This is a genomic window from Roseobacter sp. OBYS 0001, assembly GCF_019654895.1.
GTDB lineage: Bacteria > Pseudomonadota > Alphaproteobacteria > Rhodobacterales > Rhodobacteraceae > Roseobacter > Roseobacter litoralis.
Map to the genome: position 1 here is coordinate 57,803 of NZ_BPES01000010.1, position 23,132 is coordinate 80,934.

29 protein-coding genes are annotated in these 23,132 nt (G+C 59.0%); 19 read left to right on the top strand and 10 right to left on the bottom strand.

The window, feature by feature from the left end; translation table 11 throughout:
- Positions 1 to 16 precede the first annotated feature (16 nt).
- Positions 17 to 1,189, top strand: coding sequence for a lytic murein transglycosylase (locus tag K5Q35_RS17010; protein WP_220800556.1), 1,173 nt, complete (start codon positions 17 to 19; stop codon positions 1,187 to 1,189).
- A 108-nt stretch (positions 1,190 to 1,297) separates the two neighbouring features.
- Here the strand turns inward: K5Q35_RS17010 and K5Q35_RS17015 are convergent, their stop codons facing one another.
- Together K5Q35_RS17015 and K5Q35_RS17020 are read right to left on the bottom strand one after the other, a co-directional pair.
- Complete coding sequence (locus K5Q35_RS17015) at positions 1,298 to 1,663, bottom strand: hypothetical protein (protein WP_013963292.1); 366 nt, start codon at positions 1,661 to 1,663, stop codon at positions 1,298 to 1,300.
- 49 nt (positions 1,664 to 1,712) lie between these two features.
- On the bottom strand, positions 1,713 to 5,168 hold the full coding sequence (locus tag K5Q35_RS17020; protein WP_220800559.1) for a chromosome segregation SMC family protein: 3,456 nt from the start codon (positions 5,166 to 5,168) through the stop codon (positions 1,713 to 1,715).
- Between the two features lie 252 nt (positions 5,169 to 5,420).
- On the opposite strand from K5Q35_RS17020, the gene K5Q35_RS17025 reads away from it, so the two are divergent.
- Positions 5,421 to 6,206 carry a FadR/GntR family transcriptional regulator gene (locus K5Q35_RS17025; RefSeq protein WP_013963294.1) on the top strand — a complete coding sequence of 262 codons (786 nt, stop codon included), beginning with the start codon at positions 5,421 to 5,423 and terminating at the stop codon, positions 6,204 to 6,206.
- Between the two features lie 66 nt (positions 6,207 to 6,272).
- On the opposite strand, the gene K5Q35_RS17030 is transcribed toward K5Q35_RS17025, so the two are convergent.
- The 5 genes from K5Q35_RS17030 to K5Q35_RS17050 all read right to left on the bottom strand — a co-directional run bounded on the left by K5Q35_RS17030 (position 6,273) and on the right by K5Q35_RS17050 (position 8,838).
- Complete coding sequence (locus tag K5Q35_RS17030) at positions 6,273 to 6,839, bottom strand: F0F1 ATP synthase subunit B (RefSeq protein WP_013963295.1); 567 nt, start codon at positions 6,837 to 6,839, stop codon at positions 6,273 to 6,275.
- Positions 6,840 to 6,844: 5 nt separating this feature from the next.
- Positions 6,845 to 7,375 carry a F0F1 ATP synthase subunit B' gene (locus K5Q35_RS17035; protein WP_013963296.1) on the bottom strand — a complete coding sequence of 177 codons (531 nt, stop codon included), beginning with the start codon at positions 7,373 to 7,375 and terminating at the stop codon, positions 6,845 to 6,847.
- Positions 7,376 to 7,477: 102 nt separating this feature from the next.
- Complete coding sequence (locus tag K5Q35_RS17040) at positions 7,478 to 7,702, bottom strand: F0F1 ATP synthase subunit C (RefSeq protein WP_011567586.1); 225 nt, start codon at positions 7,700 to 7,702, stop codon at positions 7,478 to 7,480.
- Positions 7,703 to 7,757: 55 nt separating this feature from the next.
- Positions 7,758 to 8,504, bottom strand: a complete 747-nt coding sequence (locus tag K5Q35_RS17045) for a F0F1 ATP synthase subunit A (RefSeq protein ID WP_013963297.1) — start codon at positions 8,502 to 8,504, stop codon at positions 7,758 to 7,760.
- A 1-nt stretch (position 8,505) separates the two neighbouring features.
- Positions 8,506 to 8,838 carry an AtpZ/AtpI family protein gene (locus K5Q35_RS17050; RefSeq protein WP_011567584.1) on the bottom strand — a complete coding sequence of 111 codons (333 nt, stop codon included), beginning with the start codon at positions 8,836 to 8,838 and terminating at the stop codon, positions 8,506 to 8,508.
- Between the two features lie 232 nt (positions 8,839 to 9,070).
- Here K5Q35_RS17050 and K5Q35_RS17055 point away from each other — a divergent pair, with 232 nt between their 5' ends.
- Entirely contained in the window at positions 9,071 to 9,409 is a 339-nt protein-coding gene (locus tag K5Q35_RS17055) for a helix-turn-helix transcriptional regulator (RefSeq protein ID WP_013963298.1), read from the top strand.
- Here K5Q35_RS17055 and K5Q35_RS17060 read toward each other — a convergent pair.
- Both K5Q35_RS17060 and K5Q35_RS17065 read right to left on the bottom strand, forming a co-directional pair.
- Positions 9,406 to 10,308 carry a DMT family transporter gene (locus K5Q35_RS17060; protein WP_259650567.1) on the bottom strand — a complete coding sequence of 301 codons (903 nt, stop codon included), beginning with the start codon at positions 10,306 to 10,308 and terminating at the stop codon, positions 9,406 to 9,408. The genes K5Q35_RS17055 and K5Q35_RS17060 overlap by 4 nt on opposite strands.
- Positions 10,305 to 11,183, bottom strand: coding sequence for a LysR family transcriptional regulator (locus tag K5Q35_RS17065; RefSeq protein ID WP_044025712.1), 879 nt, complete (start codon positions 11,181 to 11,183; stop codon positions 10,305 to 10,307). The genes K5Q35_RS17060 and K5Q35_RS17065 overlap by 4 nt, the downstream gene beginning before the upstream one ends.
- Before the next feature lie 239 nt (positions 11,184 to 11,422).
- On the opposite strand from K5Q35_RS17065, the gene K5Q35_RS17070 reads away from it, so the two are divergent.
- The 16 genes from K5Q35_RS17070 (at position 11,423) to K5Q35_RS17145 (ending at position 21,992) form a co-directional block, all read left to right on the top strand.
- Positions 11,423 to 11,974, top strand: coding sequence for a hypothetical protein (locus tag K5Q35_RS17070; protein WP_220800561.1), 552 nt, complete (start codon positions 11,423 to 11,425; stop codon positions 11,972 to 11,974).
- Between the two features lie 218 nt (positions 11,975 to 12,192).
- The gene (gene ffh, locus K5Q35_RS17075) at positions 12,193 to 13,701 is read left to right on the top strand and encodes a signal recognition particle protein (RefSeq protein WP_220800563.1); all 1,509 of its coding nucleotides are present in this window, start codon (positions 12,193 to 12,195) and stop codon (positions 13,699 to 13,701) included.
- 1 nt (position 13,702) lies between these two features.
- Entirely contained in the window at positions 13,703 to 14,218 is a 516-nt protein-coding gene (locus K5Q35_RS17080) for a GNAT family N-acetyltransferase (RefSeq protein WP_220800564.1), read from the top strand.
- Positions 14,215 to 14,817 carry a GNAT family N-acetyltransferase gene (locus K5Q35_RS17085; protein ID WP_220800566.1) on the top strand — a complete coding sequence of 201 codons (603 nt, stop codon included), beginning with the start codon at positions 14,215 to 14,217 and terminating at the stop codon, positions 14,815 to 14,817. Before K5Q35_RS17080 ends, K5Q35_RS17085 begins: the two co-directional genes overlap by 4 nt.
- Before the next feature lie 93 nt (positions 14,818 to 14,910).
- Positions 14,911 to 15,207, top strand: coding sequence for a chorismate mutase (locus tag K5Q35_RS17090; protein WP_011567576.1), 297 nt, complete (start codon positions 14,911 to 14,913; stop codon positions 15,205 to 15,207).
- Positions 15,208 to 15,247: 40 nt separating this feature from the next.
- A complete protein-coding gene (gene rpsP, locus K5Q35_RS17095) occupies positions 15,248 to 15,616 on the top strand; it encodes a 30S ribosomal protein S16 (protein ID WP_013963305.1) in 369 nt (122 codons plus the stop codon).
- A gap of 233 nt (positions 15,617 to 15,849) precedes the next feature.
- Positions 15,850 to 16,356: a ribosome maturation factor RimM gene (rimM, locus tag K5Q35_RS17100; protein WP_220800568.1), complete on the top strand. Its 507-nt coding sequence runs from the start codon at positions 15,850 to 15,852 to the stop codon at positions 16,354 to 16,356.
- Between the two features lies 1 nt (position 16,357).
- Positions 16,358 to 17,149: a tRNA (guanosine(37)-N1)-methyltransferase TrmD gene (gene trmD, locus K5Q35_RS17105; RefSeq protein ID WP_220800570.1), complete on the top strand. Its 792-nt coding sequence runs from the start codon at positions 16,358 to 16,360 to the stop codon at positions 17,147 to 17,149.
- Positions 17,150 to 17,574: 425 nt separating this feature from the next.
- The gene (locus tag K5Q35_RS17110) at positions 17,575 to 17,910 is read left to right on the top strand and encodes a hypothetical protein (protein ID WP_259650568.1); all 336 of its coding nucleotides are present in this window, start codon (positions 17,575 to 17,577) and stop codon (positions 17,908 to 17,910) included.
- Positions 17,911 to 18,167: 257 nt separating this feature from the next.
- A complete protein-coding gene (rplS, locus tag K5Q35_RS17115) occupies positions 18,168 to 18,551 on the top strand; it encodes a 50S ribosomal protein L19 (protein ID WP_013963309.1) in 384 nt (127 codons plus the stop codon).
- 11 nt (positions 18,552 to 18,562) lie between these two features.
- Positions 18,563 to 18,784 (top strand): 50S ribosomal protein L31, encoded by a 222-nt coding sequence (gene rpmE, locus K5Q35_RS17120; RefSeq protein WP_013963310.1) that lies wholly within the window; start codon positions 18,563 to 18,565, stop codon positions 18,782 to 18,784.
- Positions 18,785 to 19,030: 246 nt separating this feature from the next.
- The gene (gene legP, locus K5Q35_RS17125) at positions 19,031 to 20,068 is read left to right on the top strand and encodes a Dot/Icm T4SS effector Zinc-dependent metalloprotease LegP (protein WP_013963311.1); all 1,038 of its coding nucleotides are present in this window, start codon (positions 19,031 to 19,033) and stop codon (positions 20,066 to 20,068) included.
- A gap of 37 nt (positions 20,069 to 20,105) precedes the next feature.
- Positions 20,106 to 20,327, top strand: a complete 222-nt coding sequence (locus K5Q35_RS17130) for a hypothetical protein (protein WP_013963312.1) — start codon at positions 20,106 to 20,108, stop codon at positions 20,325 to 20,327.
- 19 nt (positions 20,328 to 20,346) lie between these two features.
- Entirely contained in the window at positions 20,347 to 20,637 is a 291-nt protein-coding gene (locus tag K5Q35_RS17135; protein WP_220800574.1) for a hypothetical protein, read from the top strand.
- Positions 20,638 to 20,706: 69 nt separating this feature from the next.
- Positions 20,707 to 21,036 carry a hypothetical protein gene (locus tag K5Q35_RS17140; protein WP_220800576.1) on the top strand — a complete coding sequence of 110 codons (330 nt, stop codon included), beginning with the start codon at positions 20,707 to 20,709 and terminating at the stop codon, positions 21,034 to 21,036.
- A gap of 146 nt (positions 21,037 to 21,182) precedes the next feature.
- Positions 21,183 to 21,992: a division plane positioning ATPase MipZ gene (locus K5Q35_RS17145; protein WP_013963315.1), complete on the top strand. Its 810-nt coding sequence runs from the start codon at positions 21,183 to 21,185 to the stop codon at positions 21,990 to 21,992.
- On the opposite strand, the gene K5Q35_RS17150 is transcribed toward K5Q35_RS17145, so the two are convergent.
- Complete coding sequence (locus tag K5Q35_RS17150; protein WP_220800578.1) at positions 21,949 to 22,833, bottom strand: DMT family transporter; 885 nt, start codon at positions 22,831 to 22,833, stop codon at positions 21,949 to 21,951. The genes K5Q35_RS17145 and K5Q35_RS17150 overlap by 44 nt on opposite strands.
- Positions 22,834 to 23,132: the final 299 nt, after the last annotated feature.

Consider the following 23,132-nt stretch of genomic DNA (forward strand, 5'->3'; position numbering starts at 1 on the left):
CAGTCCGGAGTTTCCGATGCGCTTAAAAACACTTGCCTTCGTCTTTTGCTTTGCCCTCTCCCCGTTGCCGCTTCTCGCAGCCTGCGGGGGCAGCTTTGATAACTTCGTGCAAAATATGAAGGCCGAAGCGGTCAGCAAGGGACATGCCCCCGCAAGCGTTGATCGCTTTTTCTCAGGTATCCAACAAAGTCAAAGCGTGCTGCGCGCGGATCGGGATCAGGGCATGTTTCAACGCCCCTTTCTGGATTTCTCCCGCAATCTGATCTCGGATGCGCGGTTGTCCAAAGGTCAACGACTGGGCCGCGAATATGACGCCGTTTTTGACAGCGTTGATCGCCGCTACGGTGTCTCTCGGGGTGTTTTGCTGGCCTTCTGGGCCTTTGAAACCGCCTACGGAACCTATCAGGGCGATTTCAACACGGCCAACGCGCTCGTCACGCTGGCCCATGACTGCCGCAGGCCGGATCTCTTCCGCCCGCAGGTGTTTGCCGCGCTCGAGCTGTATGAGATGGGCGATTTCGACCCCAGAACCACGACCGGCGCATGGGCCGGTGAAATCGGCATGGTACAAATGCTGCCCCGCGACATCCTTGAAAACGGTCAGGACGCGGATGGCGATGGGCATGTGCGCCTCAAAACCTCTGCGCCCGATGCGCTGATGTCCGGGGCGGCGATGCTGGCTGATTTCGGCTGGCGCAAGGGCGAACCGTGGCTGCAAGAGGTGCGCCTGCCCGACAATTTCGACTGGTCCCAAACCGGCGTACATGTGACCAAACCGGTCAGTACATGGGCCGATATGGGAGTGACAGCCCGCAGCGGGAACCTGTTTCGCGGCGCAACCGCATCGCTGATCCTGCCGCAGGGCCACAAGGGCCCCGCCTTCATCACATATCCGAACTTCAATATTTATTTCGACTGGAATCAAAGCTTTACCTATGTCGTGACCGCCGCCTATTTCGCAACCCTGATCGAAGGCGCGCCGAAAATGGACCGCGGCGCACCAGACAAGGGATTGAACGCAGAGCAGATGAAAGCCCTGCAATCCAAGCTACAGGCGCGCGGTCATGATGTGGGAAAAGTGGATGGCATCCTTGGCGCGCGCACCCGCATTGCGGTGCAACTTGAACAGCAACGGTTGGGCCTGCCCGCAGACGCATGGCCGACCCTTGCCTTGCTCGGCAAGCTCTGAGGGCGAAGCATTTACCGCTTTTTAGGCGTTGAACCCTAATTTGCGTGATGAAACATACATTCAGGTTGTTTTTTCTTTAAACCCCGCAAGGCCCGCTGCCTTGTGGGGTTATTTTTTTGCCGCAGGGCGCACCGGAAAGCGCAAGCCCTTTTCAGTCAGCAGGATGATCCGTGCGCCACTTTGCACGTAGCGATCACATCGCGAAAATCCATTGCGATAGATTATGCAAACCGTACCATCCTCTTCGATTTCATAGCGACCGAAAGCGGATTCGCCTGAGGCATAGGTATAGGAATACGCCCCGCCGACGGAGTATTTCGACTGCCCGTCGTCATAAAAGACAAGGGTTTGCCCCGCCGTCAGCGCATCCACTTCCTGCCGGTCCAGAATGCGGTCCGTCTCGTTCAGCGCCCATTCGGCAGCAAGCGTGGGCAAGGCAACAAGTCCAAAAAACAGGCAAAGCAGAGTTCTCATCCGCCCACCATAGACCACTCGGGGAAAACTGCGTGACACGAATGAGTGATCAGGCAACCAGCGTCTCTGCCTTTTTCAGATCAACCGAAACAAGCTGGCTGACCCCTTGTTCCGCCATCGTCACCCCAAACAGCCGATCCATGCGCGCCATGGTGACCGCATGGTGGGTGATGATCAGAAACCGGGTGTCGGTCTGACGGCACATCTCGTCCAGCAAGTCGCAAAACCGCGTCACATTTGCGTCATCCAGCGGCGCATCCACTTCGTCCAACACGCAGATCGGCGCCGGGTTGGCCAGAAACACCGCAAAAATCAACGCCATCGCGGTCAGCGTCTGCTCTCCGCCGGACAGCAAGCTCAGCGTCGACAGTTTCTTACCGGGCGGCTGACACATGATCTCAAGCCCGGCCTCAAGCGGATCATCGCTTTCCACCATGACAAGGTTGGCTTCACCCCCGCCAAACAGATGCGTGAACAGCAGCGAGAAATTGGAATTGACCTGCTCGAAAGCGGTCAAAAGCCGCTCGCGCCCTTCGCGGTTGAGGCTTGCGATACCACCGCGCAAGGTCCGGATCGCCTCTTCCAGATCGTTTTTCTCCTGCACCAGCGTGTCATGCTCGACCTGCACTTCCTTGGCGTCTTCTTCCGCCCGCAGGTTCACAGCCCCCAACGCATCCCGCTGACGCTTGAGCCGGTTGACATCCGCCTCAAGCGCTTCGGCGCGGGGCATGTCATCAGGCGTCACATCCAGCTGCTGCAGCAATTGGTTCGGCGTCAGTTGCGCGTCATCCGCGATGCGCTCCGCTGCGATCGCAACGGTCTCCTTTGCCGCATCGCTGCGCGCCTCGGCTCTGGCACGCTCCTCGCGGGCCTCAGACGCCAGACGCTCGGCCTCACGCTCGGCCATCGTGCTGTCCCGCAGGGCCGCTTCCGCCACGGACAGCTTGTCGCTGGCCTGCGCTTTGCGCGCTTCTGCCACACTGATTGCCTCGCTGAGTTCCGCGCGTTTGGCGGCGATTTCGTCCGGTGCCGCACTGGCCTCTTTCAGCTCCGCCTCGGCAGTGGCCTTGCGCTCGATCAGTTCGGCATTGCGTTTCTCCGCCGTCTCAAGACGGCGCCGCCAGCCGCTGATCTCTTTGGTCACCTCCTGCGCGCGCTTGGTCCGGGCCTCCCCCTCACGGCGCAACTCATCATGCGCGGACCGGCGCGACATCATCGTGATGCGCGAGGCCTCAACCGCGGTGCGAATAGCCTCGACCCGGTCGCGCGCTTCGGCCAGATCACCCAGTTCCGCCAGCGCCGTTTCCGCTTCTTTCAAACGGGTCCGCGCGCCCATCGCCTCTTCTTCGTGCCGTGACACCGCCAGACCCAGCGATTCAAGCCGCCCTTCCGCCAGATTGCGATCCGCTTCGGCCCGGCTCAGGGCGCGCCCTGCATCGGCCACGGCACGGTCCGCCGCGCGCCGCGCCTCGCGCGCTTGCGCATCCGCACGGCTCAACTCTTCCAACTGGAGTTTCAGCGCATCATGCGCAGCCCGCGCCCCACCTGCGCGTTGCGTGGCCTGCTCAAGCGTCTGTTTCAATTCCTCAAGCCGGTTCAACTGCTGCAAGCGCAGCGCTGCTGCGGATGGCGCGTCCTCAGCCCAGGCCCGATAGCCATCCCAGCGCCACAAATCCCCCTCGGTGGAAACCAGCCGCTGCCCCGGCTTCAAGGCTGCTTGCAAACGCGGGGCATCTTCGGGCTCAATCAACCCGATCTGGCTCATCCGACGATCCAACACATCCGGCACCGAGACATGCAGCGTCAGCGGCGTCACCCCCTCCGGCAGGGGCTGGGGCGCAGGATAGGCCGGCAACACCGACCAGCCCGAGGGGCCGTCCACCTCAACCTGCGGCGCGCGCAAATCATCGGCAAGGGCTGCGCCCAAAGCCTTTTCAAACCCATGCCCGACCTGCAAGCGGTCCAGAATTTGCCCACCTTCGGCAGTATCGCGCTCCAACAGCTTAGCGAGGGCACCAACCTCGGCCCGCAGCGCGTTCAACTCGCCCTCTGCCTCAGATCTCTGCGCGCGCGCCTCCGCTTCTAGCGCCTGCGTGTCCGCGCGCGCTTCTTCGGCGTCAATCAATGCCTTATCCGCCGCCGCCGCCTGCGTCACCGCCGCCGCTTCGGCCTCCTGCGCAACCGAAAAATCACCGCCCGCCTTTGTTAGCGCCTGCGTTGAGGCGGCAACGGCCTCGCGGGCCTTGGTGGCCTCGCTCTCGGCTTTCTCTTTGGTCTTGCGGCTGTCTTCCAACAACCGCTGGGCCGAACCATGACGCGCCGCAAGGCGGGCCACATCCTCGGTCTGTTCAGACATTTCGTCCTCGCGCGTCTGTAAAACAGCCGCCGCTTCCCGGGCCGCTTCCGCTGCCGCCGCCAAGGCCTCATCGTGGCCTTCAGCGGCCTTTTCCAACTCCTGCGCTTCCCACTCAAGCCGCGCGATGGTTTCCCCCGCATCCCGGTTCAACCCGCCTTCGCGCTCGATGTCCCGGCTCAACTGTGCGATGCGGCCATTCAACGTCTCGATCAACGACTGCGCGCGCGCGTCCTGATCCGCCAGCGTGTCCCGCTGCACGGCCAGGCGTTGCACGACCGCGCCCGCGATCGCTTCTTCTTCGCGCAGGGGCGGCAGGGCTTCATCCGCTGCAGTGCGCGCCTTGGCCGCCTGCCTGACCGCACCCTCCGCCTGCGCCGCCGCCGTGACCTGCGCACGCAACGCATCCTCAGCCGAAGCGCGGGCATCGTCTGCCTCGCGCCAGCGCCGATACAGCAACATCCCCTCGGCACGGCGCAGGTCATTGCCGATCTCACGATAGCGCGCCGCCTGACGCGCCTGACGGGCCAGTTGCGCCAATTGCGCCGCCAATTGCTCGATCACATCATCAACGCGGGCGAGATTCGTTTCCGCCCCCTTCAACTTCAGTTCGGCCTCGTGACGGCGTTGATAGAGGCCCGAAATACCTGCCGCTTCTTCGAGGATACGCCGGCGGCTTTTGGGTTTGGCATTGATCAACTCGGCAATCTGACCCTGACGGACCAGCGCGGGCGAATGCGCCCCCGTCGATGCATCCGCAAAGAGCATTTGCACATCGCGCGCGCGCACATCCCGCGCCCCGACCTTATAGGCGCTGCCCACATCTCGGGTGATCCTGCGGACAATCTCAAGCACGTCATCATCATTGAAACCCGCCGGGGCAAGCCGGTCCGAGTTATCAATCTGCAAGACAACTTCGGCAAAATTCCGCGCGGGCCGTGTTGCTGCCCCGGCAAAAATCACGTCCTCCATCCCGCCGCCACGCATGGCAGTGGGGCGGTTTTCGCCCATGACCCAGCGCAGCGCTTCCAGCAGGTTCGACTTACCGCAACCATTCGGCCCAACCACACCGGTTAACCCGTCAGCGATCACCAGATCGGTCGGATCCACAAAGCTTTTAAAGCCGGTCAGCCTGAGTTTTGAAAAGCGCACCGCTATCTGTCCATTGATTCCCAGAGGCTATAGCCTGCCGCCGTGACACCCCATAAGTCAACTGAAAGACCCTACAGTCTGCGGCAATGCGCAGGTTATCCACAACATATTGCGGTGAAACCGGCGTTGCCGGCCTGAACGGGCGCGGGCAATCCGTCTGAAAACCGCTGGGAGCGGCCACATCGTGTCGCGGCTAAACCGTTTGCTGCGTCCTCCTTTTGGTCATATCATTTTACCAGTGAGGAGATTCCAATGCCATTTCGCCCCGTTGTGTCCGAAAAGCTCTCGATTGCTGTTGTGCATCAGATTGAAGGGTTGATCCTGCGTGGCATCCTTCTGCCCGGCGAACGACTGCCCGCCGAAAGGGAGCTGGCGGAACGTCTCTGCGTCTCAAGGCCCAGCCTGCGTGAGGCCATCGGGCTCTTGCAGGAAAAGGGCCTGCTGAGCACCAAGGCCGGTGCCGGTGTCTATGTGGCCGATGTTCTGGGCTCGGCGTTTTCGCCCGCCTTGGTGCAGCTGTTTGCCCGACACGATAAGGCGATGTTCGACTATCTGTCTTTCCGCCGCGACATGGAAGGGCTGGCCGCAGAGCGCGCCGCCCGGCTCGCCTCCGATACGGACCTGCGCGTGGTGCAGGAGATACTCGATCAAATGGAAATCGCCCACGGCAAACGCAATCCTGAAAACGACGCCCATCTGGATGCGAAATTCCACATGGCGATTATCGAGGCCAGCCATAATGTCGTGATGCTGCACATGATGCGGTCGATGTATCAGCTATTGCGCGAGGGCGTGTTTTATAATCGGCAGGTCATGTTCAAACAGCGTACGACACGCGGCGTCTTGCTGGACCAGCACCGCGCCATCAATGTGGCCCTTCAGGCGCGGGATGGCGCAGGTGCGCGCGCCGCCGTTGCAGCACATCTTGATTACATCGAAACCTCGCTGAGGGACGATGTCAGGGCCGCCGAAAATGAGGAAACAGCGCAGCAGCGTCTGGATCACGTCAAGGAAACAGGGCGCGGAACCGGGCGCTAACCTGCGGTTAAACAGCAAAAAGCCCGGTCTGGAACCGGGCCCTTTCGTCCGTGTAGCGATGTACCGCTAGTGAAGTTTAGCTTCCACTTCGGCGATCGCGCCATCAATCAACTGGTTCGCATCAGCGGCAGTCAACTGCTTGGCGATCACCTCACGCGCGGCCGCGATGGCAACGCTGACTGACTGGTCACGTACATCCTTGATCGCCGCAGCTTGAGCGCTCGCGATCTGATCTTCCGCCGCCGCCACCCGACGCGCCAGTGACACCTCAAGATCAGCGCGCGCCTGCTCAGCAGCAATCGTCGCCTCTTCCTTGGCGGCTTCCACGATACGGTCGGCTTGTTCCTGCACTTCGCGGTGCTTACGTTCGTAGCTCGCAAGCAGGGTCTGGGCTTCCTCACGCAGCGCACGCGCTTCGTTGAGTTCACCCTCGATGCCTTCGGCACGCCCGTCGAGCATCTTGCCGATCATGCCCGGCACTTTGAAATACACCAGAATGCCGATGAAAACGACAAGGCCAAGGAAAACTACAAAATCGGTGTTCTGGAGGGATATCCCACCCCCCGCCGCAAGGGCCGGGTTGGCCGCCAGCATGGCGACTGCAAGCGCTGAAAGACGTGAAATATTACGCATCTGCTTCATCCTTTCAACTGGCCATCAACCGCTGCATTCACGGCTTTGGCATCTGCCTTGCCGCCGAATGTTGCAACGATTTCCTGCGCGGTGTCTTTGGCAACCTGCTGGATCGCTTCAGCAGCACCTGCGCGTATTTCCGAAATCGCTTTCTCGGACTCCGCAGCTTTTGCCGAAATTTCGGCATCTGCCTTGGATATTGCCACATCCAGATCGCTCTGAATGTCAGCCTTCGCCTCGGCGACAATGCGGTGCGCCTCGGCGCGCGCGTCAGCCAGTGCCTTTTCATAGGCGGCTTCGGCCTCTTTCGCCTTGGCTTTGAAGTCCTCAGCCGTGGCAATGTCGTTTGTGATTGTGCCCTGACGCTCGGACAGGATCGCTGCGATCCGTGGCAGAGCGACCTTTGAAAGCACCATGTAAATCACGACAAGCGTGATCACCAACCAGAATATCTGGTTCCCCCAAGTGGAAAAATCCAGCTGTGGCATGCCCGGGCTGGAAGCCGCGACATCAGCGCCATTTGTTTCAGTTGCCATTGTTATCTCCTGCAAGAAACGGGCTGCGGTGGAACCGGGCCGTTACATCGGGCAGCGCGTCAACCGCGCCGCCCGACCGTAAGGATTTCGTCTGTCTAAATCTTAGACAGCGAACATCAGCAGCAGAGCGACGAGGAAGGCAAAGATGCCCAGCGCCTCGGCGAACGCGATGCCGATGAAGAGTGTTGCCGTCTGCGATGCCGCAGCGGATGGGTTGCGCAGAGCGCCTGCGAGGTAGTTGCCTGCAACATTACCAACACCGATGGCTGCTGCCCCGGAACCGATTGCCGCCAGACCTGCGCCGATGTGTGCGAGTTCGCCTTCCATGTGAATTCTCCTTACGATTGGAAGTTGAGTATTTGAACGGGTGTAGCCGCCCGAATTAGTGATGCGGGTGAAGCGCGTCTTTCAGATAAACGCACGTCAGAATTGTGAAAACATAGGCCTGAATGAAGGACACGAGGACCTCCAAACCGTACATCGCCGTGATGCCCAGGATCGCGACCGGGCTGACAAGGGTCAGCGCTGCAAAGCCTGCAAAAACCTTGATCACCGCGTGGCCCGCCATGACGTTGCCCGCCAGACGAATGGAGTGGCTGACCGGACGCACGAAATAAGAGATAATCTCGATGATCGCCAGAACGGGGCGCAACGCCAGCGGCGCCGAGGCAACCCAGAACAGGCTCAGGAAAGCGGAGCCATTCTTGACAAATCCCAGAATGGTCACGGTCACGAACACCGCCATCGCGAGCACAACAGTTACCGCAAAATGCGACGTCGGCGTGAAAGAGGATGGGATCAGGCCAAGGAAGTTGGCGCAGACAATGAACATGAAAAGCGTCATGATGTAGGGGAAAAACTTCAACCCTTCCTTGCCGCAGATGTCTTCAACCATCTTGTAGATGAAACCATAGGCCAGTTCCGCGACCGACTGCGCACGCGACGGCACAATGGCCCGCTTCGAGCTTCCGACAACCAGCAGCAAAATCACGGCAATGATCGAAAAACCCATCCAAAGCGCCGTGTTCGTCGGCGTGTACCAGGTTACGTCACCCCCAAAGAGCGCAGTAATCTCAAACTGCTCCATTGGTTTGAAAACCAACCCGCCGCCTTCTGCCTTGTCCGCCATGTCAGGCTCCCTCGTCTCGATCTGCGGCCTCTTCGGCCAACTTCTTTTCCTGGATTTCCTGCGCGGAGCGGAGCATCGTCTTCACCCCGGCCGCCAGACCCAGCATCGTAAACAGCACCATGAATATCGGCAGCGTTCCAAACAGAACATCCAGCCCGTATCCAATACCGAACCCGATCCCAAGACCGGCAACGAGTTCGATGACCATCCGCCACGCCAGTTGCGCTTGGGAATAGTGCTCATCCGATCGGGGGCCCGGCTCTTGTGCCTTTTTCGCGGCGGCAATCTTAGCCTCAAGCTGCTCTAGTCGCTGCTGTTGGTCTGGATCAGTCACGCGCAATTTGCCCCTTCAAGGAGTTGCTTTGTGCTACGGTGCAGCGCGGCGTGAGTCAACCGGCTTTGACATTCGGGACAATGCCGCCCAACATAATGAAATAAATAGATAAAATATACCGCGCAACAACGGCAGGTCACCCTGTCGCAGGTGTGCATTCCCCGCATTGCACGAAAAGCGATATTCAACCATTTGGTTGACGTTTTACTGCCAAAGGTGCAGATCGGGCGGCATGACACGAGACCTAGATCAGGTTTTTGCAGCCCTTGCAGACCCGACCCGTCGGGCCATCCTCGCCATGTTGCTGGAGGATGATATGGCCGTCACAGACGTCGCCGACCCTTTTGAGATGTCACTGGCGGCGATCTCAAAACACCTGCGCGTTCTGATGCTGTCGGGTCTGATCTCTCAAGAAAAACGCGGCCGGGTGAAATGGTGCAAGCTTGAGCCGGACGCGCTGCGCGCAGCCTCTGTCTGGATGCAGGGGTTCGGACAATTCGAACCTGTCAACCTCGACGCATTTGAACGGTTTCTGGCGGCAGAAGTGCCCCCTCCCGAGGATCGCGACTAAGGCACGGGGCGCGGCACCGCCCCCTCATCGCGCAGCAGCAAGGCCAGCGCGATCATCGTCAACCCTGCCCCCCCCAGTATGATCGGCGGTGGCAGCCCCTGCCCCAGCATCGCCTCCCAGCCGATAACCCAGCTTGGCACGAGATAGGTATAGGCCATCACCTTGGAAGACGGCAGGCACAGCGTGGCCGTCTGCAACAACACGAAACTCGCCGCAGAGGCAAAAAACGACAGATAAATCAGCGTAAACCAGACCATGCCGGACAAGTCAGTCCACGGGGTCGCCGCGATGTCGCGCCAGCCAAAGACCGTCAACAAGATCGCGCCCGCCACAAGCGTGCCAAAGGTGAACACCACCGCGGGTTCCCCCCGGTTCAGTTTGCGCACCATCGGTGTGTAAAGCGCATGGCAGATGCAGCCGATGAAATAGATGATCTCGCCCCGCCCGATGGCAAAGGCCTTGAGTGCTGCCAGATCCGCGCGAAAAATTACCCAAAGCGCACCCATGGCACCGATGACCAAGGCGACTGCGATGCGCGGCGTCACGATCTGGCGCAGCAACAGCCACCCGAACCCCGCCGCGATCACGGGTGTCAGGGTGAAAACGGCGGCAGCACTGACCGGCGGTGCAGTCTTCAGCCCTTCGAACATAAGCACAAAGTAGGTCCCGAACAGCCCGCCCAGCACCGCATAGCGCCAGGACGCCACAAAGGCATGGCGGGGCATACCTGTCGTGGCCAGCGCAGCAAGACCGATCACGCCAGCCGCGAGCCAAAACCGCAAGGCATTCAATGCAGCAGGCGCGACCTCATTGGCAATCTGTCCGCCCAGTGAAAAAGACCCCGCCACCAGCGCTGAGAACAGCAGCATCGATGCATGGCCCTTTTGCGCAGGTGTCACTCGTCCCACTCTTGCGCGGCGTCTTTTACAAAACTCAGGAAAGTCTGCACCTTGGTGGTACGGTGCAAATCCACATGCGTCACAAGCCACAACGGGCCACTCCACCCTTCCTGTTCGGGATGCACCTCGACCAGCTCCGGACGCGACCGGGCCTCAAAGGCCGGCAGGAACCCGATACCCGCACCCTCCAGAATAGCCTCCCGCTGCGCCCGCGTGTCCGAGCTGCGAAACCTGATGCTTGAGGCGGGCACATTCTGACGCAGCCATTGCTCGAAAGGCGCGCGGTTGTTTTCCGCATCATGCGCCACAAAGCGGTGATCACCAAAACTCTTGACCCCGTTCGGGCGACCGTATTCGGCGATATAATCCTTGGTCGCGAACAAGGCGACCCTGTGATGGCGAAATTCCTGCACGACATTGTCCGGCTGATCCGGCACCGTGCCTGCGCGGATCGCCACATGCGCCTCACCATATTCCAGCCGAAACAGGCGTTCGCCCGTGAGGTAACGCACGACAACATCCGGATAGGCATTCTGAAACGCCACCAACACAGGCACCATGCGCGAGGACAGATCAATCAGCGACGTGACCACAAGATCGCCCGACACCTCATTGCCGCGCCCCTTGATGCGCCCGGCAAGCTGATGGAACTGATCATCGGTGGCCTGCGCAACGCGCAGCAAATCCTGCCCCGCTTCGGTTGCGGTATAGCCGCGCGCATGACGCTGAAACAATTTGACGCCAAGACGCCCTTCCAGCGCGTCCACATGCCGGATCACGGTTGCATGATGCACACCAAGCACTTCAGCCGCGCCGCTGACAGTCCCCATACGTGCCACTTGAAACGCTGTTTTAATCTCGTCCCAGTTATTCATCATTCACCTCACTCGGTTTGATGCGCGCAAAACGTCAGGTTTCACAATTTCACAGGCCAAGACAAGCCGGAAGTAAGCCTTGCCCAGTCACAAAGAAGATAGATGCCGCGATCCCTTTGCGGCCACTTAATCAAAAAACCATTCACAAGCGCTTAACCGCAATTCCCCGCGCTGGAGGTCCCACGTTGGACACCAGATGCAACTGCATCAAACCGCGGGTCACACGCTGATTGTATATAGTGCCAAAACCTACTGTGGCCGAACAGGGCCGGGTGCGCTATCTCACGGGGATGAAACTGATCCGCCAAACGCCCGATGAACTCCTGCTGCTGCACCGGCCCATATTCCTGTGCATCGCGCTGGCTGCCGGTGCCCTGTTGGCGCTGGGTGCAGGCGTGTGGAACATCCTGCAGGGTGAATGGCTCAAGGCTGTCATCGCGCTGCTCGCGACCGCTGGCCTCGTGGCGCCCGCCCTCTGGTTCGGCGCAGAACGGGTTCAGATTGCCTTCAGCCGGATCAGCGGCACGTGCACCATCGACACACACCGTCTGTCCGGGGTGCAGCATGAGGTCTTTCGCCTCGGTCAGATCGACGCCGCGATCGTCGAAACCCACAAAGGTCAGGGCGACACCGCAGGCTCGCACCGCGTGGCTCTGACCTTTACCGCGGGGGGCGATGAAAACCGCCGCCCGCTCACGACCGGCTATGCGGGCGGCACCCGTGCCAAGGACATCGCCGCACGCATCAACGGCTGGCTCGACGCGGCCCGCACACCAGAGAGCAAGACTTGACTTGAAGGCTGCCGCCCTTTAAAGCAGCGCGCATATCCGGAAGTTTATCCCTTCCGGTCCCGGTGCATCCGGGATCGCCCTCCGTCAGCGCGTTGCGCCCACGGGGGCAAAACCATTTGGTTTTGTCCCATTGCAATGACACCGGGCGTTTGTGAAATTCATGCCGGGTGCCTACATCAGGGGCATCCTGCAACCGAAAACGAAGGGGGCCATGGCCCATGTTTGAAAATCTGTCCGAACGCCTCTCCGGCGTCTTTGACCGTCTGACAAAGCAAGGTGCGCTCTCCGAGGAGGACGTGAAAACCGCCCTGCGCGAGGTCCGCGTCGCCCTGCTGGAGGCGGATGTGTCTCTGCCCGTCGCGCGCGATTTCGTCAAAGCGGTACAGGAAAAAGCCACCGGACAGGCCGTCACAAAATCCATCACGCCCGGCCAGCAAGTCGTCAAGATCGTGCATGACGCGCTGATCGACGTGCTCAAGGGCGAGGGCGAACCCGGCACGCTCAAGGTCGACAACCCGCCCGCCCCGGTCCTGATGGTCGGCCTGCAAGGTTCCGGTAAAACCACGACCACCGCCAAACTCGCCAAACGCCTCAAGGAAAAAGACGGCAAACGCGTGCTGATGGCCTCGCTCGACGTCAACCGCCCCGCCGCGATGGAACAACTCGCCATCCTCGGTGCTCAGATCGGTGTCGACACCCTGCCGATCATCGCCGGACAGGACCCCGTCGCCATCGCCAAACGCGCCAAGACGCAAGCCGGGCTTGGTGGCTATGACGTCTATATGCTGGACACCGCCGGCCGTCTGTCCATCGACGAAGAGTTGATGAGCCAGGTCGAAGCCGTCCGCGACGTCGCAAACCCGCGTGAAACGCTGCTGGTGGTCGACGGGCTGACCGGTCAGGACGCCGTGCACACCGCCCAGAACTTTGACGAACGCATCGGCATCTCCGGCGTGGTGCTGACCCGGATGGACGGTGACGGGCGCGGTGGTGCCGCACTTTCCATGCGCGCGGTCACCGGCAAACCGATCAAATTCGTCGGCCTTGGCGAAAAGATGGACGCGCTCGAAACCTTCGAGCCGGACCGCGTGGCAGGCCGCATCCTCGGCATGGGCGACATCGTGGCCCTCGTGGAAAAAGCGCAGGAAACGCTCGAACTTGAGCAATCCGAGAAAATGGTCAAACGCATGATGAAGGGTCACTTCACCATGAACGACCTGCGCATGCAGCTTGAACAGATGCAGAAAATGGGCGGCATGCAGGGCATGATGGGCATGATGCCCGGCATGGGTAAAATGGCCAAACAGGTCGAGGATGCAGGCTTTGACGACAATATCCTCAAACGCCAGATCGCGCTGATCCAGTCGATGACCAAGAAAGAACGCGCCAACCCACAAATCCTGCAGGCCAGCCGCAAAAAGCGGATCGCCAAGGGTGCCGGGCTGGAAGTCTCCGAACTGAACAAACTGCTCAAGATGCACCGCCAGATGGGCGACATGATGAAAAAGATGGGCAAAATGGGCAAGGGCGGCATGATGAAACAGGCCATGAAAGGCATGTTCGGCAAGGGCGGTGCGTCGCCACAGGACATGGCCGCAGGCATGGACCCCAAGGCGCTCGAAGCCGCCGCCAAGCAAATGGGCGGCAGGCTTCCCGGAGGTCTCGGCGGCATGGGTGGTGGTGCCGCATTGCCACCCGGTCTTTCAGGGTTTGGCAAAAAGAAATAGCATGACAACGATCCCCACCATAACGACAGACCGGCTGGTTTTGCGCGCGCCGACACAGGCTGATGTCCCGGCTTTTGCTGCATTTTACGCAAGTGACGCCGCAAAGTATGTGGGCGGACCGATGACCGAACCTGAAACGTGGCGCTATACTTGTCAGGTCATTGGACATTGGGCGCTGCGTGGCTATGGGCGCTGGATTGTCACGCTCAAAGACAGCGACGCCCCCATTGGACTTGTCGGCCTGCACAATCCGCTTGACTGGCCGGAACCCGAAGTGGGGTGGTGCATCTGGTCGGGCACTGGCAAAGGCTACGCGACCGAGGCAGGTCGCGCATCACGTGCATATGCCTATGAAACGCTTGGGTGGTCCACTGTGGTAAGTATGATCGGCGTGGGTAACGAAGCGTCAGTCCGCGTTGCAACTGCGTTGGGCGCTGTGCGCGAAAAGAACCACTCACATCCGCATTTGGGTACCATGATGGTGTACCGGCATCCCTCTCCGGAGGCGTTGTCGTGAGCACACTTATCCCTGTAATTGAAACCAGACGCCTGATCCTGCGCGGCCCCGAGCCAGAGGATTATCCGGATTTCAAGGCGACCTTTACCAGCTACCGCGCGCGGTTCATGGGCGGCCCGCTCAATGCCTATGAGGCATGGATGCTCTACGCCGCCGAAATCGGCCACTGGCAGATCCGCGGCTACGGCATGTGGATGATCCACGACAAGGAAACGGATGAAACCTACGGCATGGCAGGCGGCTGGAAGCCGGCGAAATGGCCCGAAGCGGAAATCGCATGGGTGATCTGGCCTGACAAGAACGGCAAGGGCTACGCGCTTGAGGCCACCCATGCGGTGCGCAGTTATCTCTATGGGTTTTGCGGCTGGGACACCGCGGTCAGCTACATCGACCCCAAGAACCTCGACAGCATCCGGCTGGCCGAACGTCTGGGCGCGCTCAAGGATCACGACGCGGCCACCATCGACGGCAATGACGCCGTTTACCGCCACCCGGCTCCGGCGGATCTGCGCGGCTCGCAACTGTCCCATGGCATCGAGATGGAGATCAGCCACTACGCCGATCCGCTCTTCAAACCGAAAGGCTGGGCCCTTGACTGATCGTAAAGCATGCGCGCGCCGCGCACCGACGCAATACCGACGTATCACCGACGTGATACCGACCGCCCAAAATCACCGTTTCGGAGGCCCAGAATGAGCGACGCCGCAACCCGTGCCGCGAGCCTGTTGAAAGAGCATCGCGCTTCCATCGACCGTCTGGATGCCATCCTCGTCTATACCCTCGGCGAGCGGTTCAAACATACGCAGGCTGTGGGGAAACTCAAAGCCGAACACGACCTTCCCCCGTCCGATCCGTCGCGTGAAGCGGCACAGATCGAACGGCTCGAAGATTTGGCAAACCGGGCCGACCTCGACCCGGAATTTGCCAAGAAGTTTCTTAACTTCATCATCGCTGAAGTCATTCAGCACCACCACAAACACCAATCATAAGGCGCATAACGCGCCCCACACATCCAAAGGAAACAAGACCATGGCCATGAAAATTCGTCTCGCCCGCGGCGGCTCCAAAAAGCGCCCCTTCTACCGTATCGTTGCAGCGGACAGCCGCATGCCACGCGACGGGCGCTTCATCGAAAAACTGGGTACTTACAACCCCTTGCTGCCCAAAGACAGCGAAGAGCGCGTGAAAATGGACGCCGAGCGCGTGCAGTACTGGCTGGGTCAGGGCGCACAGCCCACAGACCGCGTTTCCCGTATGCTTGAGGCCGCAGGCCTGAAAGAAAAAGCCGAGCGCAACAACCCAAAGAAGGGCACACCCGGCAAGAAAGCCCAGGAGCGCGCCGAAGAGAAAGCCGCCAAAGCGGCAGCCCCCGCCGAAGAAGAAGCAGCCGCAGAATAATCTGCGCGGCGGGCTTGTCCCGCCTATCCAAAAGCCCTCCGGCCTGTGTTGCGCAGGCCGGGGCACACCGCCTGAATTTCAAACCGGGACAGAGCCGTGTTCAAACCGATCCGATTGCTTTTCCTGATCCTCGCAGCCTTTCTCGCAGGGCTGATGTTCGAGCGAAACAATACATCTGAAAAATGCCGAACCGCCGGTGGCACGATGGATGCTGGCCTATGCAGGAACGTACCATGAGCGACGAAAAGATCTGTGTCGGTGCCATCGCGGGCGCCTACGGTGTGCGTGGCGAATTGCGCATCAAAAGTTTCTGCGCCACCGCCGAAGATATCGAAACCTACGCCCCTTTGACGAGCGAAGACGGGCAGCGTCATTTTCACCTCGCCCTCGTGCGTCCGATCAAAGGCGGCTTTGTCGCGCGGATCGCAGAAGTGACAACCAAAGAAGAGGCGGATGCGCTGAAGGGTGTGCAACTCTTTGCGCTGCGTGATCAATTGCCGTCCCTGCCCGATGATGAATACTATTATACCGACCTGATTGGCCTCCAAGTCCTTGATACCGGAGGGGAACTTCTGGGCAGCGTCAAGACGGTCGCTGATCATGGGGCCGGTGACATCCTCGAAGTCCAGCGGGTCGGGTCGTCAGAAACCGTTCTGCTCCCCTTCACGCTTGCGGTGATCCCAACCGTTGATCTGCGCGCTGGCAAAATAATCGCCGATCCGCCGGAAGGGGCGCTCTGAGGTGGCGCAGGCACCCAAAAGCCATGGCCGCAAGACCATCCGGGCGACGCGCACCCCAAGCTCCCTGATCGGCACGGACGAAGAGCTGTCAGGCGTTTGGCAGGCCCGCATCGTCACCCTGTTCCCGGATACCTTTCCCGGTGTCCTTGGCCTGTCGCTGACGGGCAAAGCCCTGCAGGACGGGCGCTGGCAGTTGCACACTCATGATCTGCGCAGCTTTGGTGTCGGCAAGCACCGCAACGTGGATGACACACCCGCAGGCGGTGGGGCGGGTATGGTCATGCGCGCAGATGTCGTCGGCCCGGCGATCGAGGCGGCACAGCGTTTTGCGCGGGGGCGCTGGCCGATCCTTTACATGTCCCCGCGGGGCCGTCCGTTTACACAGGAAATGGCCAAGGATCTGGCGCGTTGTGATGGTGTCACTGTGTTGTGTGGGCGCTTTGAAGGGGTCGATGAACGCGTTCTGGAGCATTTTGGCGTCACCGAGGTGTCCATCGGCGACTATGTTTTGACAGGCGGTGAGATTGCGGCGCAAACAGTGCTGGATGCCACGGTCCGGCTTTTGCCGGGTGTTTTGGGCAACGTGGAAAGCACCGTTGAAGAAAGCCACTCGAACGGTCTGCTTGAACATCCACAGTTCACCCGCCCGGCGCTATGGGAGGGGCATGCAATCCCCGACGTACTGATGTCCGGCAATCATGCAGAGATCGCGAAATGGCGCGAGGCGGAATCACACCGATTAACTCAGAAGCGTCGGCCTGACCTTTGGGCGGCCAAAACCGGCAAAGACTGACACCGCAGCCAAGCCAGATACACCTATCAAACGTCAAAAAAAGGCACTGTGAAGTATCGTTGGCACCACAGGCCCCGACGTCTGTACCGCTTGAAAAACCGCACGCTTTTGGTATTTGACAGCCATATCAAGCCGCCGTTTATTCGCCAGTCAGACTCGTTTTTTCGGACGGGGACGCTCAAGTACAGGATGATACGCATCACTGCGCAACCTGTTGATCCGAAAAACAACCTCCGGTCGATCATCGCGACAAAGTGAGCTACCAAAACGCGAAACCATTGAGTGAGCCCGCGCCACCTTGTACGCTCTGCAGTATTATTGTTGAGCCAGGTAAGCGAATTTTGAACGAAAGCGATTTTCAGTCCTTTTTGGACGATGTCTCGGAGTGTTTTATCGAGCGTGATTTTGCGCGCTGGAGAAAACGTGTGCTCTATACATTTTCACTGATCACCAGCGCTGGTCCCATCGTCATCAAGACCGATGAAGAGCTGCGCGAGAATTTTGCCCTTTATCTGCAAGCATGTGATGCCATGCAGTTGGACCGCATATTCCGCGTCCCTCTTGGACTTGAGGAATGCAGCGATGGCACATGGCTTGGCAGTTATGAAACCAATTTGTTGCGCAATGGCATGCGCGCAACGGCGCCCTATAAATCCACGGCATTGCTGCACCTGCGTGCAGATGGGATCAGAATGAGTTCCATCATGAATGCGCGCGGTCACCACGACTGGACAGGAAAGCAACCAGAAACCGGTAGCTAGGCACAAAGGCCAACGGATTATTTCAAGCAGCCGTGCCCACTGGATCAAATAGGCTTGATCTGTGCTCTGTTTCCTCTTAGACAGCGCGAACTTGGAGTCGCTTTTGCGGGTCCGGGCCGGTTCCGTATGGAATCTCATGAATAAGGAATGATGTTTGTATCCTCCGGGCGGGCGCTGCGGCGCGCCGGTAAATCCCGAAGCTCTGAAACACGCACAAACTTCGTGGACATACCACGAGCATCATAGGAGACGATCAGATGGATCTGATTGCACAGATTGAAGCGGAACAAATCACCGCTCTGGGAAAAGACATCCCTGACTTCCGCGCCGGTGACACCATCCGCGTCGGATTTAAAGTAACCGAGGGTACGCGTACCCGGGTTCAGAACTACGAAGGTGTGTGCATCGCACGCAACAACGGTCACGGCATCGCCGGATCCTTCACGGTGCGCAAAATTTCTTTCGGTGAAGGCGTTGAGCGGGTATTCCCGCTGCACTCCACCAATATCGACAGCATCGCTGTTGTGCGCCGCGGCCGCGTGCGGCGCGCGAAACTGTACTATCTGCGCAGCCGTCGCGGAAAATCCGCGCGTATCGCGGAAAACACGAATTACAAGCCCAAGTCGGGCGCGAGCGTTTAAGGAGCGGACCGATGAAAGCAGATACACATCCAGATTATCACATCATCGATGTCAAAATGACCGATGGTACAATCATTCAGATGAAATCCACATGGGGCAAGGAAGGCGACCAGCTGTCGCTTGACATCGACCCATCGGCACACCCGGCCTGGACAGGCGGGTCTTCGCGCCTGCTCGACACCGGCGGTCGCGTGTCCAAATTCAAGAACAAATACGCGGGTCTCGGTTTCTAATCCGACTCACTATTTTGATTTTCCAGAGGTCGCGCCTTCCGGTGCGGCCTCTTTTTTGTGCACAATCGGAACTTTCGCCAAGCCTGTAAATGGGTTTGGAAACAGCAAGTTACACAACCCACACAAGATCGTACCTTTAAACTTCTTGCCAGAGTGGCGCTATTTTGGCACCATTTGGGTGTCGCACCATATTTAGCGGCATCTATTTTTTGTGTTTAACAAAGTCAATTTTAAAGGAATACCAGCATGTCCCAACATGATGAGGAAGATTGCTGCTGTGGGGGTCTGTTAACCAGCAACGACGTCCGAACCGGCATAATCTCAGGCGATACTTTCAAAAACAAAACGGTGCAATATGCGGCAGTCGATGGGCTTGCCGTGTTTGAAGGGTGCATTGTGCTTGGCACAGTGGAGGAAGTCGAAGAGCGCACCGCAGCGGCCAAGGCTGCCCTGGATGCGGGCGATGATCCGGATGAGATTGCACATGGTGTCGTGATCACGGGGGCCAATCGACGCTGGCCGGGTGCCCTGATGCCCTATGAAATCGATCCGGCCCTGCCCGCCACCAACGTGCAGCGGGTCAATGACGCCATCGCGCATTGGAAACAGAACACCGGCATGCGCTTTGTGCTGCGCACCAATTCAAACAAAGCGCAATATCCCAATTACGTGCGGTTTCGCCCTGCAACCGGCTGTTGGAGCCAGGTCGGCATGCGCGGCGGTAAGCAGGAAATCGGCCTTGCCGGTGGCTGCGGGTTTGGTGCGACTGTTCATGAAATTGGCCATGCGTTCGGGCTTTGGCATGAACAAAGCCGGGAAGACCGCGATACCAAGGTCAAGATCAACTGGCAGAACATCACGAGCGGCAAAGAGCACAATTTCAACCAGCACATTGCAGACGGAGATGATGTGGGGCCTTATGACTACGGTTCCATCATGCACTATGGCCGCTATGCTTTTTCCAAGAACGGGCAGCCGACCATTGAATCGATCCCGCCGGGCAAGACCCTAGGTCAACGCACCGGGCTGAGTGCTGGCGATATTGCCGCCATCCAAAGCATCTATCAGCTTTGGGAAACCGTTGATGTTGCGCGGGTCTATGCGACGTCGGGCACGAAAAACTGCTGGGTCATGCCGCAGGGTCAGGGGTGGATTCGCATTGATCCGGACACGACCGATGGCTGTAGCAATGTTTTCGACATTTGCTGTTCTGCAATGGCGTTCGGCAAAAAGCTGTCCCTTTTCAAAGACGGCGACAAAGTCTACCGCGCTCAACTTTTATAATTTCTTTTCAGTATCATTTTTATCAGGAGAATTTCTCATGTGGCATAATAACAAAACCGTTTCACGCACCTATACCTCAAAAGACTCGCAGAACTGTCATGCGATCATCAGCGGCATTTCCGGCTGGCAAAAGATCAAGACAGGCAGCAGCGATGGTGTCTCGAATGTCTTTCATGCCCTGAACGCTGCCCGTGCTGGCGCCAAGAAGGTGGATGTCTATATCATCAACAACCAGATTGAACGCGTGGTAATGCGCTGAGCGCGATTGGAGAAAGATGATGTCAAATTCAATTACCGTGACCGTCCAGATGGATGGCGGCACAAGCGCATCGCAAAGTTTCGCGATGGATGATGGGACCGGCGCGCCGCCTCCGCCCATGGACATGGGCGAAGACGCCAATGTCGCAGCAAGTGGGGACGCGCCGCCGCCCGTGGCGGATGAACATGCGGCGTCCGCAAGTGCCTCAGGCGATGATGCCCCTCCCCCCGGTTTTGAGGACGCACCGGACGAGAACGCAGCGCAAGACCCCGGCGATGAGGGTGACAGCCCCCCTCCTCCCGACGTATAAGATACCAGAGCCCGGCACATTCAGGCGCCGGGTTCTTTTTTGCCTGCAACACAATCGGAGCGAGATGACATGATACGCGGCGTTGTGAAGTTTGAAAATCCGGGTGCCCTGCCCAGCGGTCAGAACATCAGGTTGACCGTTCAGGACACATCTCGCGTTGGTGCGGATGCCATTCGCATTACCGAAACCCAAGTCAGCATCCCTGAAGGTTTTGATGCCACCACGGACGCCTTGCCGTTCGAGATCGACGTAGCGGGCAACATCGAAAACTACACGGTCAGCGCGCATCTGGCGCGCCATTCCGGCGATGACATCCGTCTTGGTGACATGATTACGACAGGTGCCATTCCGCTATCGGGCGCAGGCGATGTTGAGGTGATGCTAAAGCAGGTCAACTAGCGCTCGCGACACGCACCCAAATCCCTTTGAAATTCGAACGCTAGGGCCTGTTTCAAGCCCGTTCGCGCCTTTCCAAAGCGCGTTTCCGCTCATATAGTGCCGCCAATAAGGCCATTTGTAAGCGGCCGGGGCAAAGGATCAGGCAAATGGCGCATATTATCGTTGTGGGGAACGAAAAAGGCGGTGCCGGAAAGTCGACCGTCTCCATGCATGTGGCCACTGCTCTGGCGCGCATGGGCCACAAGGTCAGCGCACTGGATCTGGACCTGCGTCAACGCACCTTTGGACGTTATACCGAAAATCGCGCATCATTTCTGGCGAAAGCAGGCCTCTCGCTTGCCAGCCCGAACACGCATGATCTGCCCGAAATCGCCCCTGAAACGTTGAAAGAGGGCGAGAATATCTATGATCACAGGCTATCAGCGGCGGTTGCTGAGCTTGAGCCGGAAAATGACTTTATCCTGATAGATTGCCCCGGCTCCCACACGCGGCTCAGTCAGGTGGCACATAGTCTGGCCGACACGCTCATCACACCTCTCAACGACAGCTTTGTGGATTTCGATCTTCTGGCGCGCACGGATTCAACGGGTGATAAAATACTGGGCCCGTCGGTGTATTCTGAAATGGTCTGGAACGCGCGGCAGTTGCGCGCTCAGGCGGGGTTGTCCCCGATAGACTGGATCGTGGTGCGCAACCGCATGGGCGCGCAGCGCATGGTCAACAAGGAAAAGATGGAACGCGCCATCGCCAACCTGTCCAAACGCATCGGGTTTCGGATCGCGCCCGGCTTTTCCGAACGCGTCGTTTTTCGCGAACTCTTTCCGCGCGGCCTTACCCTGCTGGACCTGAAGGACATTGGCGTCAAACAGCTGAATATTTCCAATGTCGCCGCCCGTCAGGAATTACGCGACCTTATGAAGGCGCTGAATCTGCCCGGTGTTTCTGTTGATTTCTAAGCATTGCGATGTTTGACACCAAAAGGGCGCCAATGACGATAGCGCCCCCTGCGATGGCATAGCGGCCGGGGTTCTCTCCGACCACCGCCCAGGCCAGCAAGGGGGCCAAAGCGCTTTCCAACAGAACGAGCAGACCGACCTCGGCTGAGGTGATATAGCGTGGACCAATTGCCAGCAGAACCGAACTGCCCAAAATAAAACCGCCATGGCACAAGACCAGCGGAACCTGATCGGCGGGTACGGAAAAGGGGGCGGCAAACGGCAGCAAGACAAGTGCTGCCGCGACATAGCCCATCGCCACACTCGGCACCATCGAGACATGTTTGACCCGTCGTGCGGCGGTAAGGGCCGCTGCAAAAAGCGCTGAAACCGCGAGCGCCAAGGCATCCCCGGCGAGGCTTGCATTCTCCGTTTCGCCAGACCCGAAAGCAATCACCGCAAGCCCCACCAAAACCGACGCCATCGTCAGGAGCATCCGCAAACTGATGGGTTCCGCCAGAAACACCCGGCTGTAAATCGCCGCGAAAATAGGGAGAGAGGCAATGATAAACACAACATTCGCCACAGAGGTCAGCGCAACGGCCTGTATGAAAAGCACACCACTCGCCCCCACGCCCGCCATATGGATCAACCCATAGCGCCCGGTTTTCAAAACCGCCCTGAACGGGGCTGTCCCGTGCAGCGCCAATATGCCCAGCCCCAGAAAAAAACCTGCCAAAAACAGGCGCCAGAACGCAATAGTCAGGGCACCAGCATCAATCAAGCGCACAAAAAGCGCATCCGGCACGACCAGCAAGACACCCGCTGTCGTTACGATCAGGCCTTTGGCACTGTCTTTCATGTGACGCCAATTCTCGCTTGTTCCCCGCCGCACCATCAAAGGCCAACAGGGACACAGGTCAACCGTCCGCGCCTGTAGCTTATCGCATTTTAGGCAAGTACTTGTGCGAGTTGCTCTACCTTACTACCTGTGCGTCTATCGCGACATGTGGGCTCACTGCGCAATACGGCGCAGATCTATAGTCCGGGCGAAACGGAAGGCGCAAAAACTGAATGCACCCCTCTCGATAATACTGAAAATACGCGTTCTACCGCATATTATCGGGTTACAGCAGTGGAAGCGGCGGGTCACGATGCCTA

What these genes read in the sequence shown, in the direction of transcription:
- K5Q35_RS17010 (WP_220800556.1), top strand. Translation starts at nt 17, where the DNA reads ATGCGCTTAAAAACACTTGCCTTCGTCTTTTGCTTTGCCCTCTCCCCG.
- K5Q35_RS17015 (WP_013963292.1), bottom strand. Translation starts at nt 1,663, where the DNA reads ATGAGAACTCTGCTTTGCCTGTTTTTTGGACTTGTTGCCTTGCCCACG.
- K5Q35_RS17025 (WP_013963294.1), top strand. Translation starts at nt 5,421, where the DNA reads ATGCCATTTCGCCCCGTTGTGTCCGAAAAGCTCTCGATTGCTGTTGTG.
- K5Q35_RS17030 (WP_013963295.1), bottom strand. Translation starts at nt 6,839, where the DNA reads ATGCGTAATATTTCACGTCTTTCAGCGCTTGCAGTCGCCATGCTGGCG.
- K5Q35_RS17035 (WP_013963296.1), bottom strand. Translation starts at nt 7,375, where the DNA reads ATGGCAACTGAAACAAATGGCGCTGATGTCGCGGCTTCCAGCCCGGGC.
- K5Q35_RS17040 (WP_011567586.1), bottom strand. Translation starts at nt 7,702, where the DNA reads ATGGAAGGCGAACTCGCACACATCGGCGCAGGTCTGGCGGCAATCGGT.
- K5Q35_RS17045 (WP_013963297.1), bottom strand. Translation starts at nt 8,504, where the DNA reads ATGGCGGACAAGGCAGAAGGCGGCGGGTTGGTTTTCAAACCAATGGAG.
- K5Q35_RS17055 (WP_013963298.1), top strand. Translation starts at nt 9,071, where the DNA reads ATGACACGAGACCTAGATCAGGTTTTTGCAGCCCTTGCAGACCCGACC.
- K5Q35_RS17065 (WP_044025712.1), bottom strand. Translation starts at nt 11,183, where the DNA reads ATGAATAACTGGGACGAGATTAAAACAGCGTTTCAAGTGGCACGTATG.
- ffh (WP_220800563.1), top strand. Translation starts at nt 12,193, where the DNA reads ATGTTTGAAAATCTGTCCGAACGCCTCTCCGGCGTCTTTGACCGTCTG.
- K5Q35_RS17080 (WP_220800564.1), top strand. Translation starts at nt 13,703, where the DNA reads ATGACAACGATCCCCACCATAACGACAGACCGGCTGGTTTTGCGCGCG.
- K5Q35_RS17090 (WP_011567576.1), top strand. Translation starts at nt 14,911, where the DNA reads ATGAGCGACGCCGCAACCCGTGCCGCGAGCCTGTTGAAAGAGCATCGC.
- rpsP (WP_013963305.1), top strand. Translation starts at nt 15,248, where the DNA reads ATGGCCATGAAAATTCGTCTCGCCCGCGGCGGCTCCAAAAAGCGCCCC.
- rimM (WP_220800568.1), top strand. Translation starts at nt 15,850, where the DNA reads ATGAGCGACGAAAAGATCTGTGTCGGTGCCATCGCGGGCGCCTACGGT.
- rplS (WP_013963309.1), top strand. Translation starts at nt 18,168, where the DNA reads ATGGATCTGATTGCACAGATTGAAGCGGAACAAATCACCGCTCTGGGA.
- rpmE (WP_013963310.1), top strand. Translation starts at nt 18,563, where the DNA reads ATGAAAGCAGATACACATCCAGATTATCACATCATCGATGTCAAAATG.
- legP (WP_013963311.1), top strand. Translation starts at nt 19,031, where the DNA reads ATGTCCCAACATGATGAGGAAGATTGCTGCTGTGGGGGTCTGTTAACC.
- K5Q35_RS17130 (WP_013963312.1), top strand. Translation starts at nt 20,106, where the DNA reads ATGTGGCATAATAACAAAACCGTTTCACGCACCTATACCTCAAAAGAC.
- K5Q35_RS17135 (WP_220800574.1), top strand. Translation starts at nt 20,347, where the DNA reads ATGTCAAATTCAATTACCGTGACCGTCCAGATGGATGGCGGCACAAGC.
- K5Q35_RS17140 (WP_220800576.1), top strand. Translation starts at nt 20,707, where the DNA reads ATGATACGCGGCGTTGTGAAGTTTGAAAATCCGGGTGCCCTGCCCAGC.
- K5Q35_RS17145 (WP_013963315.1), top strand. Translation starts at nt 21,183, where the DNA reads ATGGCGCATATTATCGTTGTGGGGAACGAAAAAGGCGGTGCCGGAAAG.
- K5Q35_RS17150 (WP_220800578.1), bottom strand. Translation starts at nt 22,833, where the DNA reads ATGAAAGACAGTGCCAAAGGCCTGATCGTAACGACAGCGGGTGTCTTG.